Annotated in this window: 8 protein-coding genes; 4 read left to right on the top strand and 4 right to left on the bottom strand. The window is 69.8% G+C overall.

Features of this window, described 5'->3' with window-relative positions; genetic code table 11:
* The first annotated feature begins 28 nt into the window (after nt 1–28).
* Nucleotides 29–1,903: a long-chain fatty acid--CoA ligase gene (locus QQY66_RS15700; protein WP_301980954.1), complete on the top strand. Its 1,875-nt coding sequence runs from the start codon at nt 29–31 to the stop codon at nt 1,901–1,903.
* Between the two features lie 83 nt (nt 1,904–1,986).
* Here the strand turns inward: QQY66_RS15700 and QQY66_RS15695 are convergent, their stop codons facing one another.
* Together QQY66_RS15695 and QQY66_RS15690 are read right to left on the bottom strand one after the other, a co-directional pair.
* The gene (locus QQY66_RS15695) at nt 1,987–2,541 is read right to left on the bottom strand and encodes a two-component system response regulator (protein ID WP_301980952.1); all 555 of its coding nucleotides are present in this window, start codon (nt 2,539–2,541) and stop codon (nt 1,987–1,989) included.
* A gap of 12 nt (nt 2,542–2,553) precedes the next feature.
* Nucleotides 2,554–6,648: a HAMP domain-containing protein gene (locus QQY66_RS15690; RefSeq protein ID WP_301980951.1), complete on the bottom strand. Its 4,095-nt coding sequence runs from the start codon at nt 6,646–6,648 to the stop codon at nt 2,554–2,556.
* 180 nt (nt 6,649–6,828) lie between these two features.
* Between QQY66_RS15690 and QQY66_RS15685 the strand changes: the two genes are divergently transcribed.
* The 3 genes from QQY66_RS15685 to QQY66_RS15675 all read left to right on the top strand — a co-directional run bounded on the left by QQY66_RS15685 (nt 6,829) and on the right by QQY66_RS15675 (nt 10,661).
* Nucleotides 6,829–8,706, top strand: a complete 1,878-nt coding sequence (locus QQY66_RS15685; protein ID WP_301980949.1) for an ATP-binding SpoIIE family protein phosphatase — start codon at nt 6,829–6,831, stop codon at nt 8,704–8,706.
* Nucleotides 8,707–8,733: 27 nt separating this feature from the next.
* Nucleotides 8,734–9,966: a radical SAM family heme chaperone HemW gene (hemW, locus tag QQY66_RS15680; protein WP_301980948.1), complete on the top strand. Its 1,233-nt coding sequence runs from the start codon at nt 8,734–8,736 to the stop codon at nt 9,964–9,966.
* 104 nt (nt 9,967–10,070) lie between these two features.
* Nucleotides 10,071–10,661, top strand: coding sequence for a Uma2 family endonuclease (locus QQY66_RS15675; RefSeq protein ID WP_301980947.1), 591 nt, complete (start codon nt 10,071–10,073; stop codon nt 10,659–10,661).
* Here QQY66_RS15675 and QQY66_RS15670 read toward each other — a convergent pair.
* Both QQY66_RS15670 and QQY66_RS15665 read right to left on the bottom strand, forming a co-directional pair.
* Nucleotides 10,639–11,451 carry a DUF3097 domain-containing protein gene (locus QQY66_RS15670; protein WP_301980946.1) on the bottom strand — a complete coding sequence of 271 codons (813 nt, stop codon included), beginning with the start codon at nt 11,449–11,451 and terminating at the stop codon, nt 10,639–10,641. The two genes, QQY66_RS15675 and QQY66_RS15670, sit on opposite strands and share 23 nt — an antisense overlap.
* Before the next feature lie 34 nt (nt 11,452–11,485).
* The gene (locus QQY66_RS15665) at nt 11,486–12,211 is read right to left on the bottom strand and encodes an MBL fold metallo-hydrolase (RefSeq protein ID WP_301980945.1); all 726 of its coding nucleotides are present in this window, start codon (nt 12,209–12,211) and stop codon (nt 11,486–11,488) included.
* Between the last annotated feature and the right edge of the window lie 126 nt (nt 12,212–12,337).

Raw genomic sequence — 12,337 nt, 5'->3', positions numbered from 1 at the left:
CGCGCAGCCGCGGGCCCCGGAGGATGTCGTGAGCGACACACAGACTTTGATCGAGAACCGTCCGCCGTCCGTGGCGGGCCTCTTCCTGGAGCGCGTGGCCGCCACGCCGGATGCCGAGGCCTACCGCTACCCGGTACCGGCCGCGTCCGGGCAGGGCCCGGACGACTGGAAGTCGCTGAGCTGGGCGCAGACCGCCGAGCGGGTCAACGCGATCGCCGCCGGGCTGATCGAGCTGGGTGTGCAGCCCGAGCAGCGCGTGGCGCTCGCCTCCGCCACCAGGATCGAGTGGGTCCTCGCCGACCTGGGCATCATGTGCGCGGGCGCCGCCACCACCACGGTCTATCCGCAGACCAACGCCGAGGAGTCGGCGTTCATCCTCTCCGACTCCGGCAGCCGGGTGCTCGTCGCGGAGAACGCCGAGCAGCTGGCCAAGGCGCAGGAGAAGCGCGCCGAGCTGCCCGAGCTCACCCACGTCGTGGTCATCGACCCGGAGGGTGTCGAGACCGGCGACTGGGTGCTCACCCTCACCGAGCTGGAGAGCCGGGGCGCGGCGTATCTGGAGAAGAACCCCGACCTGGTCAAGGAACGGGTCGGCGCGATCACCAAGGACCAGCTCGCCACTCTCATCTACACCTCCGGCACCACCGGCCGGCCCAAGGGCGTCCGCCTCCCGCACGACAACTGGTCGTACATGGCGAAGGCGATCGCCGCGACCGGGCTGATCAGCGCCGAGGACGTGCAGTACCTGTGGCTGCCGCTCGCGCACGTCTTCGGCAAGGTGCTCACATCCGGCCATATCGAGGTCGGGCACGTCACCGCCGTCGACGGCCGGGTCGACAAGATCATCGAGAATCTGCCGGTGGTGCAGCCGACGTACATGGCGGGGGTGCCGCGGATCTTCGAGAAGGTCTACAACGGCGTGGTGGCCAAGGCTCGTGCGGGCGGTCCCGCCAAGTACAAGATCTTCCAGTGGGCCGCCGGGGTCGCCCGCGAGTACGCCAAGGTCACCCAGGACAACTTCCGCCGCACCGGCAACCACTCCGCGCCCTTCGGGCTCGCCGCCAAGCACAAGGTCGCCGACGCGCTCGTCTACGCCAAGCTGCGGGAGGCCTTCGGCGGCAATCTGCGGGCCTGTGTCTCCGGCTCGGTCGCCCTGGCGCCGGAGATCGGGTACTTCTTCGCCGGCGCCGGCATCCACATCCTCGAGGGCTACGGCCTCACCGAGTCCTCCGCGGCGTCCTTCGTGAACCCCGGCGAGGCGTACCGCACCGGCACGGTCGGCAAGCCGCTGCCCGGCACGGAGGTCCGGATCGCCGACGACGGCGAGATCCTGCTGCGCGGTCCCGGCATCATGGAGGGCTACCACGGGCTGCCCGAGAAGACCGCGGAGGTGCTGGAGGCGGACGGCTGGTTCCACACCGGCGACATCGGCGAGCTGTCGCCCGACGGGTACCTGCGGATCACCGACCGCAAGAAGGACCTGTTCAAGACGTCCGGTGGGAAGTACGTCGCGCCGACCGAGGTCGAGGGCAGCTTCAAGGCGGTGTGCCCGTACACCTCGAACATCATGCTGATCGGCGCGGACCGGAACTTCTGCAGTGCCCTCATCGCGCTCGACGAGCCGTCGATCATGGCCTGGGCGAAGGACAACGGCCTGGAGGACAAGTCGTACGAGGAGGTCGTCGCCGCGCCCGCCACGGTGGCCCTCATCGACGGGTACGTGAAGGAGCTCAACGAGGGGCTTCAGCGGTGGCAGACCGTGAAGAAGTTCCGGCTGCTGCCGAGGGATCTCGACGTCGAGCACGGTGAGCTTACGCCGAGCCTGAAGCTGAAGCGGCCGGTTGTCGAGCGGGAGTACCAGTACCTCATCGAGGAGATGTACGAGGGCTCTCGCGAGGCGTAGCGCGGGAGCGGAGGGGTGGTGGGGCTGCGTGGCGGCTGCGGGTTCGTTGTGGCTGGTCGCGCAGTTCCCCGCGCCCCTTGAGGTCAGTTGACGCGGCCCCTGTTCACCAGTTGGCGTAGCTCCACCACCTGCCTCAGTAGGCCGGCCTTGTCCGGCGGGTTGTCCCCCGTCAGATGTTCCTCCAGTACGGCCAGTCTTGTGCTCATCTCCCCGCTCAACCTCTCCAGTTGCCGGTTCTTGCGGTGCAGGTCCAGGAAGACGCTCACCTTCGCCCGCAGGACCCAGGGATCGAAGGGCTTCGTCAGGTAGTCCGCGGCGCCGGTCGCGTAGCCGCGGAAGGCGTAGCCGGAGTCGTCCTCCGCGCCGGTGAGGAAGATTATGGGGACGTCCTTGGTCTGGTCGAGCCGTTTGATGTTCGCGGCGGTCTCGAAGCCGTCCATGCCCGGCATGCGGACGTCGAGGAGGACGAGGGCGAACTGCTGCCGCAGCAGGGCCTTCATCGCTTCCTCGCCCGAACGTGCCCGCACGAGCGGTTCGTTGAGGGACCCCAGGACGGCCTCCAGCGCTATCAGGTTGTCCTCCATGTCGTCCACCAGGAGGATGTTCGCGCGCTCGTCGGTCGTTGCCTCAGCGCTCATGATGACTGTGCCTCACTCAGTGGTCGGCGGAACCGCAGCCTCCCCTGGCGAGTGCGGTTCCGGTACTGCTGTCTCCGTGCCGCCGTCGGTGTGCTGCGCCTCCGCGCCCTCCGGATCCAGGAGTGCGCAGACGACGGTCAGCAGCTGGTCGACGTCGACGGGCTTGGGTACGTAGCCGTTGGCGCCCCGTGCGATGGACTTCTCGCGGTCTCCCGGCATCGCCTTCGCGGTCAGAGCGACGATGGGCAGGCCTGTCCAGCGGGGGGTGCGGCGGATGGCGGCGATGGTCTCGTAGCCGTCCATCTCCGGCATCATGATGTCCATCAGGACGAGTTCGACGTCCGGGTTGCGCTCCAGGGTCTCGATGCCCTCGCGGCCGTTCTCCGCGTACAGCACCGGCATCCCGACCCGGCCCAGGACATGGGTGAGGGCGAAGACATTGCGGATGTCGTCGTCCACGATCAACACTCGCCGTCCGGGCAGGACTTGGCCCGCGCGACCGGATTTCCACTCCTCCAGTCTGGTGGGTGCCGGCCAGCTGTCGTCGGGCTCGTGCGCGGTGTACGGCTCGGCCGACAGCTGCTCGGGCACCGGCAGCGGGCGCTGCTCGGGGACCGGGCCGGTCGCCGAGTGGCCGGGGCTGGCCACAGGGACGTACAGGGTGAAGGTGGACCCCTTGCCCGGTTCGCTCTCGGCGGCGATACGGCCGCCCAGCAGGCCGGCGATCTCGCGGCTGATCGACAGTCCCAGTCCCGTGCCGCCGTACTTGCGGTTGGTCGTGCCGTCGGCCTGCTGGAACGCCTCGAAGATCACCGGGAGTTTCTCCGGCGCGATGCCGATGCCGGTGTCCGAGACGGCGAACGCGATCACCTCGTCGGTGTCGCGGACGTAGTGGTGCTGGGGGTCCTTGACCCGGCTGACGCGGAGTTCGACCCGGCCGGTCGCGGTGAACTTGATCGCGTTGGAGAGCAGGTTGCGCAGGATCTGCTGCAGCCGCTGCTCGTCCGAGTACATCTCGCGCGGCACGTCCTCGCCGACCGCCACCTCGAAGGCGAGCCCCCGGTCGAGGGTGAGCGGGCGGAAGGTGGCGTGGACGTAGTCGAGGAGCTTGATGAGGGGGAGCTTCTTCGGGCGTACGTCCATCCTGCCCGCCTCGATCTTCGACAGGTCCAGGATGTCGTTGATCAGCTGGAGCAGGTCCGAGCCCGAGCGGTGGATCGTCGTCGCGAACTGCACCTCCTGGTCGGAGAGATGGCCGTCGGGGTTGTCCGACAGCAGCCTCGCCAGGATCAGCAGGGAGTTCAGCGGGGTGCGCAGTTCGTGCGACATGTTCGCCAGGAACTCCGACTTGTACTGCGAGGAGGTGGCCAGCAGGGCGGCTTTCTCCTCCAGTTCGGCGTTCGAGCGCTGCAACTCGGCCTGCTGCTCCTGGAGTTCGTCCGAGCGTTCCTGGAGCTGCATCGCCAGGCGCTGGGACTCGCCGAGCAGGGACTCGGTGCGGGAGTTGGCGATGATGGTGTTGATGGCGACGCCGATGGTGTTCACGAACTGGTCGAAGAACGCCAGGTGGACGTCGGAGAAGCGGGAGAAGGAGGCCAGCTCGATCACGCCGAGGAGTTTGTCCTCGAAGGGGATCGGGATGATGACGACGCTGGTGGGCGCCGCCTCACCGAGACCGCTGTTGATCTTGATGTAGTCCGGCGGGGCCCCCTCCACCAGGATCCGCTTCTTCTCGCGGGCCGCCTGCCGGACCAGGCCGTGTGTGGGCAGGCCGCCGGTCTCGACGGTGGCGCCCTGTGCGGCGCCGTATCCGGCGATGAACGCAAGGCCCTTCGACGGGATGGTGGTGCGCAGCGCGGCGCTGTCCTCGTCCGGATCGGCCAGGTAGAAGGCGCCGTACTGGGCGTTCACCAGCGGGGTCAGCTCGCGCAGGATCAGGTCGGCGACCTCCATCAGGTCGCGGTGGCCCTGCATCAGTGCGGCCAGCCGGGCGAGGTTCGACTCCAGCCAGTCCTTGGCCCGGGTGGTCTCGCGGAGGTTGGCCACCATCAGGTTGATGTTGTCCTTCAGCTCGGCGACCTCGCCCTGGGTCTCCACGGTGATCGAGCGGGACATGTCGCCCTGGGCAACCGCGGAGGCGACCTCGGCGATGGCGCGGACCTGGGTGGTCAGGTTCGAGGCGAGCTCGTTCACGTTCGTCGTCAGGCGCTTCCAGGTGCCGTACACGCCCTCCACCCGTGCCTGGCCGCCGAGTTGTCCCTCGGAGCCGACCTCGCGGGCCACGCGGGTGACCTCGGAGGAGAAGGAGGACAGCGTGTCCACCATGGTGTTGATGGTGGTCTTCAGCTCCAGGATCTCGCCGCGCGCGTCCACGTCGATCTTCTTCGACAGGTCGCCCTGCGCCACGGCCGTCGCCACCTGCGCGATATTGCGGACCTGTGAAGTGAGGTTGTCGGCCATGTAGTTGACGTTGTCCGTCAGGTCCCGCCAGACGCCGGAGACGCCCAGCACCTGCGCGCGTCCGCCGAGCCGGCCGTCGGTGCCGACCTCGCGGGCGACGCGGGTGACCTCGTCGGCGAAGGCGCGCAGCTGCTCCACCATCGTGTTGACGGTGTCCTTCAGTTCGAGGATCTCGCCGCGGGCGTCGACGGTGATCTTCTTCGACAGGTCGCCGTTGGCGACGGCGGTGGTCACCTGGGCGATGTTGCGGACCTGCGAAGTCAGGTTCAGCGCCATGAAGTTGACGTTGTCGGTGAGGTCCTTCCAGACGCCGCTGACACCCCGTACCTGCGCCTGGCCGCCGAGGTTTCCTTCGGTGCCGACCTCGCGGGCGACGCGGGTGACCTCGTCGGCGAAGGCGGAGAGCTGGTCGACCATGGTGTTGAAGGTGGTCTTGAGCTCCAGGATCTCGCCCTTGGCCTGGACCGTGATCTTCTTGGACAGGTCGCCCTGGGCGACGGCCGTGGACACCAGCGCGATGTTGCGGACCTGCGAAGTGAGGTTGTCCGCCATGAAGTTGACGTTCTCGGTGAGGTCCTTCCAGACGCCGCTCACACCCCGCACCTGAGCCCGGCCCCCGAGGTCTCCCTCGGTGCCGACCTCGCGGGCGACGCGGGTGACCTCGTCGGCGAACGCGGACAGCTGGTCCACCATGGTGTTCACCGTCGACTTCAGCTCCAGGATCTCGCCGCGGGCGTCGACGGTGATCTTCTGGCTCAGATCGCCGTTGGCGACGGCGGTGGTGACCTGGGCGATGTTGCGGACCTGGGAGGTCAGGTTCGAGGCCATGAAGTTGACGTTGTCGGTGAGGTCCTTCCAGACCCCGGACACGCCCCGCACCTGCGCCCGCCCGCCCAACTGCCCTTCCGTGCCGACCTCGCGGGCCACGCGCGTGACCTCGTCGGCGAAGGCGGAGAGCTGGTCGACCATCGTGTTCACGGTGAGCTTCAGCTCCAGCAGCTCACCGGTCGCCTCCACCGTGACCGTGCGGGTCAGATCGCCGCGCGCCACCGCCGTGGTCACCAGGGCGATGTCGCGCACCTGGGCGGTGAGCCGGGACGCCATCGTGTTGACCGCCTCGGTGACATCCCGCCAACTTCCCGACAGGCCCGTCACTTTGGCCCGTCCGCCGAGCCGTCCCTCCGTGCCGACCTCACGGGCGACCCGGGTGACCTCGCCGGTGAACAGGGAGAGCTGGTCCACCATCTTGTTCACGGCCCGGCCCAGCCGCCGTAGATCACCGCGCAGCTGCCGGTTGCCGTCGTGCAGGTCGACCCGCTGGGTCAGATCGCCCCCTGCCACGGCATCGAGCACGCGCGTGGCGTTCGCGGCCGGGGCGACCAGGGCGTCGAGCAGCTGGTTCACATCGTTGACACGGGACGTCCAATCGCCCTGGCCGGGGCTGGCCGAGAGGCGTTCGTCGAGCCGACCGTGCCGGACCAGCTCGCGTCGTACGCGCTGCACCTCCGTGTTGAAGTGGTTGCTGCGGTCCATGATCTGGTTGAAGACGGCGGCGAGTTCGGCCACCAGGCCGTTGCCGTCGCCATGACCGGATCCATGGCCGGATTCCGGCACCCTGGAGAAGTCCCCGTCGCGGGCTGCGGTCATCGCGGCGAGCAGAGGGCGCAAATCCGATGCTCGAATCTGTCCGTCTTCGAGCACACGCGTGGCACTGTTCTCACTCATGGCGGCCCACTTCGGTAACTCGGCGCTTATGGGCGTGGCCAGTCTGTCACTCTGTCCGCATCGACCGAGGTGTATTCGTCCGATCTGCTCGGGGAGCTGGACATGGGGGCCATTCCGATGCAACGGGAGACCGATCCCCGTGCCTCTGACGCACCCGCGCACGAGAGCGGGTACCGGAGCGCGGAGGTGAGTACGACCCTCTGCGGAAGCCCCCTCGCGCCCGGAGCCGCCCGCGCACTCCTGCACGCCGCACTCGCCGAATGGACCGAACTGGGCCTGCCCGGCACCGAACACGTCACGGAGCGGCTCGCCGACGACGCGGTGGTGGTCGTCAGCGAACTCGTCACCAACGCCGTCGTGCACGCGGGCACCGACGTCGGGCTGGTGTGCCGGCTGGAGGCGCCGACCGGAGACCTGGTCGTCGAGGTCACCGACCAGCACCCCTCGCGCGCCCCGCGCGACAGCGACAGCGAACCGCCGTACGAGACACCGGAGTACGGCCGCGGCCTGCGCCTGGTCGCCACGCTCGCGGAGGACTGGGGCGTCACCTACCGCCGCAGCGCCAAGACGCTGTGGGCGCGACTGCCCGCCGAAGCGCCCGGCGCGTACGCCGGGGAGTGCAGCCTCCGCGTCGCCGACTTCCTCGCCCCCGAACCGCAGCAGGCCGAGCGGGACCGGGAGTGGCTCAACCGGGGCGCCCTGTCCTTCCTCGCCGAGGCCTCCGACCTGCTCGCCGGACAGCTCGACGAGGATCTGGTCGCCGCGCTCACCGGACAGCTGATCGTGCCGCGCCTCGCCGAGTGGTGCGCGGTGTGGCTGGAGGACGAGGTCATGGGCCGCGGAGGCTGGTCCGAGGGCGTCGCCGGAACCGGGCCCCGGCTCGCCCGCGTCTGGCACAGCAGCGAGAACCGCATCGAGGAGCTGCGCCGGGCCCTGGAGAAGGACCCGCCGCGCGCCCCCGATCCGGTCCGCTCAGGCCCCGTCCCCTACCCCTGGCCCGGCGACGCGCTCGGCCCGCGCGCGGAGCACGGCTCGGCACTGGCGTACCGGCTGATCGCGGGCGGCCGTCCGCTGGGCACGCTCGTCATCGGACGCTCCGGGCTGCTCCGCTTCCCCGACGAGATCACCGGGCTCGTCGAGGACCTCGGCCGCCGGGTGGCGCTCGCCATCGGCGCGGCCCGCCAGTACGCCCGCCAGGCCACCATCAGCGCCGTACTCCAGCGCGGACTGCTGCCCGGCGCCGTCGCCGAGATCCCCGGCGTGCACAGCGCCCTCGTCTACGAGCCCTGCGACAAGGGCGGACCCAGCGGCGACTTCTACGACCTCTTCCCGGCCGGCGACGGCCGCTGGTGCTTCGCGCTCGGCGACGTACAGGGCAAGGGCCCCGAGGCCGCCGTGGTGATCGGCCTGGCCCGCCCGTGGCTGCGCCTGCTGGCCCGCGAGGGCTACCGCGTCGCCGACGTCCTCGACCGCCTCAACCAGCTCCTCCTCGACGACGCCACCGAAGCCGCGGACGCGGCGGCACGCGTGCTGGTCGCGGCGGGCGGCCGGCCCGACGACGGCCCGCAGACCCGCTTCCTCTCCCTCCTGTACGGCGAGCTGGCCCCCTTCGACGGCGGCGTACGCTGCACGCTCGCGTCCGCGGGCCACCCGCTGCCCCTGCTGCTCGGCCCGGACGGCTCCGTCCGCACGGCCGCCCGCCCGCAGACCCTCCTCGGCGTGGTCGAGGACGAGACGTACACCAGCGAAACCTTTGAGCTGCGCCCCGGCGACACGCTGCTGTGCGTGACCGACGGGGTGACGGAGCGGCGCTCCGGCTCCCGCCAGTTCGACGACGGCGACGGGCTGGCGGAGGCGCTGACGGGGTGCGCGGGGCTCGGCGCGGAGCTGATCGCGGAGCGGATCCGCAGACTGGTGCACGAATTCGGCGGGAGGCCGCCGGAGGACGACCTGGCGCTGCTCGTGCTGCAAGCCGAGTAAAGGTTCCTGTGCTGGACAATGGAAGGCATGCCTTCCGCACTCCCCGACGGCGAGCCCGTCCCCGACGACGGCGCGCTCCCCGCGCCCGCGCTCGCCGGCGCCGCCGCCCGCCCCCTCGGGTTCTACCTGCACGTCCCGTACTGCGCCACCCGCTGCGGCTACTGCGACTTCAACACCTACACCGCGACGGAGCTGCGCGGCACGGGCGGCGTGCTGGCGTCCCGTGACAACTACGCGGAGACGCTGATCGACGAGGTCCGGCTGGCGAGGAAGGTGCTGGGCGACGATCCGCGCCCCGTCCGCACGGTCTTCGTCGGAGGCGGTACGCCGACGCTGCTGGCCGCGGACGATCTCGTACGGATGCTGGGGGCGATCCGCGACGAGTTCGGACTGGCAGCCGACGCGGAGATCACGACCGAGGCGAACCCGGAGTCGGTGGATCCGGCGTATCTGGCCACGCTCCGGGAGGGCGGCTTCAACCGGGTGTCGTTCGGCATGCAGAGCGCGAAGCAACATGTACTGCGCGTGCTGGACCGTACGCACACGCCGGGACGCCCTGAGGCCTGCGTCGCGGAGGCCCGGGCGGCGGGCTTCGAGCACGTCAACCTGGATCTGATCTACGGCACGCCGGGGGAGTCGGACGACGACTGGCGGGCCTCCCTGGAGGCCGCGATCGGCGCCGGGCCCGACCATGTCTCGGCCTACGCCCTGATCGTCGAGGAGGGCACACAGCTGGCTCGGCGCATCCGCCGGGGCGAGGTTCCGATGACCGACGACGACGTCCATGCGGACCGGTATCTGATCGCGGAGTCGGTGCTGTCGGGGGCCGGGTTCGAGTGGTACGAGGTGTCGAACTGGGCGACGTCGGATGCGGGGCGGTGCCTGCACAACGAGCTGTACTGGCGAGGGGCCGACTGGTGGGGGGCCGGGCCGGGAGCGCACTCGCACGTGGGCGGGGTGCGGTGGTGGAACGTGAAGCATCCGGGGGCGTATGCGGCGGCGCTGGCGGCGGGGCGGTCGCCGGGGGCCGGGCGGGAGCTGTTGTCGGAGGAGGACCGCAGGGTCGAGCGCATTCTGCTGGAGCTGCGGCTTCGGGAGGGGGTGCCGTTGGATTTGCTGCGGGAGGTGGGGCTTGCGGCTTCTCGGCGGGCGTTGGGGGAGGGGCTGCTCGATAGCGGGCCGTATGAGGAAGGGCGTGCCGTGCTGACGCTTCGGGGGCGGTTGCTGGCTGATGCGGTGGTCAGGGACCTGGTGGACTGATCACTCCCAAGGGTGAATCGGTGCGGAACGCCGGTTCGATCCCTAACCTGATTCGTAGGCTGCCCCCGTAATTGCACGGTGGCGGAAACCGGAGGGCTGCGGAGATGACCGCTGTGGACGACCGACCGATGACCACCGGCATGGTGAAGATCTTCGAGGAGCTTGAGCCTCCTGAGGGCGTCAAGATGGAACTCCTCCGGGGGGTAATCGTGATGATGGCCAGCCCTGACATCGTGCACAACATGATCGTTGCCGATGTACAGGACCAGATTCCGCGGCAGCGCTGGTCTCGCCTTCAGACTCAGGACGTGGACATCCTGGACGAGGCCAGCGAGCCGGTACCGGACCTGGTGGTCGTGGCGCGAGACGCCCTACCGGACTCGGGCCGTCTGCTGCCCTCCAAGCTGGTCACGATGGTCGTGGAGGTCGTCTCCAAGTCCAGCGTCCATCAGGACTACGTGATCAAGCGCTCGATCTACGCCGCCGGGAAGATCTCCGCCTACCTCATCCTCGACCCGATCATGGGGCACTGCGTCCTGCTGACGAAGCCCGCGGGCCAGGGCGAGGACGCCGACTACCTCAGCCAGGAGATCATCAAATTCGGAGACCCAGTCCCGCTGGAGCGTCTGGGACTCGAACTTGACACCAGCGAGTTCGGAACGTTCCCCAACGCTAGGCCCCACCGCTACCCGTAACAAAGTCGATCAGCTCCTCCACCCGCCCCAACAACTCCGGCTCCAGGTCCCGGTAAGACCCCACCCGCTTCAGAATCGCCTGCCACACCGCCCCGGTGTTCTCCGACGGCCACCCCAGCGCCCGGCACACCCCCGTCTTCCAGTCCTCCCCGTGCGGCACCTTCGGCCAGCCCGCGATCCCCAGGGACGACGGTTTCACCGCCTCCCAGATGTCGATGTACGGGTGGCCGACCACCAGCGCATGCTCGCTCGTCACCGACTCCGCGATACGCCACTCCTTCGTGCCCGGCACCAAGTGGTCGACCAGCACGCCCAGCCGCGCGTCCGGGCCCGGTGCGAATTCGGCCACGATGGACGGCAGGTCGTCGATGCCCTCCAGGTACTCCACGACCACGCCCTCGATGCGCAGGTCGTCGCCCCAGACCTTCTCGACGAGTTCCGCGTCGTGCCGGCCCTCGACGTAGATGCGCCCGGCGCGGGCGACACGCGCGCGTGCGCCGGGGACGGCGACGGAACCGGATGCGGTACGGGTGGGACGTACAGGACCGGCCGCAGGCTTCACCAGGGTCACCACTCGGCCCTCCAGGAGGAAGCCCCGCGGTTCCAGGGGAAACACACGGTGCTTGCCGAAGCGGTCCTCCAGGGTCACCGTGCCCGCCTCGCAGCGGATCACCGCGCCGCAGAAACCGGTGCCGGGTTCCTCGACCACCAGGCCGGGCTCCGCCGGGACCTCGGGGACGGGCTTGGGCTTCTTCCACGGCGGGGTCAGGTCCGAAGAGTACTGGCGCATTCGGATGACGATAGGAGAAGCCGGAGGGGTGTGGTCACGACACGCCGAATTCGCGCGCGAGCGCGTTCCGCTGCGCGCGGACGAACGCCGCGTCCACCACCGCTCCGTGACCGGGCACATACAGCGCGTCCTCGCCGCCGAGGTCCAGCAGACGATCAAGTGCCGCGGGCCAGTGGGTCGGTACGGCGTCGGCGCCCGCCTGCGGCTCCCCGGACTCCTCGACCAGATCGCCGCAGAACACGACCTCCGGATCGCCGGGGACGAGGACCGCGAGGTCGTGGGCGGTGTGGCCCGGACCCACGTTGGCGAGGAGGACCTGCCGGCCGCCGCCCAGGTCGAGGGTCCACTCGCCGGAGACGTGATGGCGGGGCGGGGTGAGGGCCTGCACCGCCTCGTCCGCCAGGCCGGCGTCCAGTCCGTGGCGTACCGAGTCCGTACGCAGTTCCTCGCGCCCGGTGTGCGAGTACGCCGTGTCGATGCCCACCGCGCCGTACAACTCCGCGCCCGCGAAGGCCCCCGCCCCGAAGACGTGATCGAAGTGCGGGTGGGTGAGCGCGAGATGAGTCACACGGTGGCCGGCGAGCTCCTGCGCCCCCGCACGCACGCGTGCGCCCTCAGGGAGGCTCGACCCGGCGTCGATCACCAGGGCCGCGCCGGCCCCGACGACCAGCCCCACCGTGCAGTCCCACACCGGCAGCCGGCACCGCCCGACCCCGGCCGCCAGCCGCTCCCACCCCAGCTCTTCCCAAGTCACGCTCATACGGCGACGCTAGCCGTACGACGCCGTCCTTGCCCCGTGAGTGCCTGACCGCCGTACACTGGGCCGGGGAACTCTGGCACTCGGAAGCGAAGAGTGCCAGGCGAGGCGCCGAGAGGACGACTTCTG

The sequence above is a fragment of the Streptomyces sp. DG2A-72 genome, from assembly GCF_030499575.1.
Classification (GTDB): Bacteria; Actinomycetota; Actinomycetes; order Streptomycetales; family Streptomycetaceae; genus Streptomyces.
The sequence above is the reverse complement of the archived record's forward strand: the minus strand, read 5'-3'. Positions and strand labels throughout refer to the sequence as shown.

Bases quoted from the DNA above. Each gene is read 5' to 3' on its own strand.
- QQY66_RS15695 (WP_301980952.1), bottom strand. From the start codon at position 2,541: ATGAGCGCTGAGGCAACGACCGACGAGCGCGCGAACATCCTCCTGGTG.
- QQY66_RS15690 (WP_301980951.1), bottom strand. From the start codon at position 6,648: ATGACCGCAGCCCGCGACGGGGACTTCTCCAGGGTGCCGGAATCCGGC.
- QQY66_RS15685 (WP_301980949.1), top strand. From the start codon at position 6,829: ATGGGGGCCATTCCGATGCAACGGGAGACCGATCCCCGTGCCTCTGAC.
- hemW (WP_301980948.1), top strand. From the start codon at position 8,734: ATGCCTTCCGCACTCCCCGACGGCGAGCCCGTCCCCGACGACGGCGCG.
- QQY66_RS15675 (WP_301980947.1), top strand. From the start codon at position 10,071: ATGACCGCTGTGGACGACCGACCGATGACCACCGGCATGGTGAAGATC.
- QQY66_RS15670 (WP_301980946.1), bottom strand. From the start codon at position 11,451: ATGCGCCAGTACTCTTCGGACCTGACCCCGCCGTGGAAGAAGCCCAAG.
- QQY66_RS15665 (WP_301980945.1), bottom strand. From the start codon at position 12,211: ATGAGCGTGACTTGGGAAGAGCTGGGGTGGGAGCGGCTGGCGGCCGGG.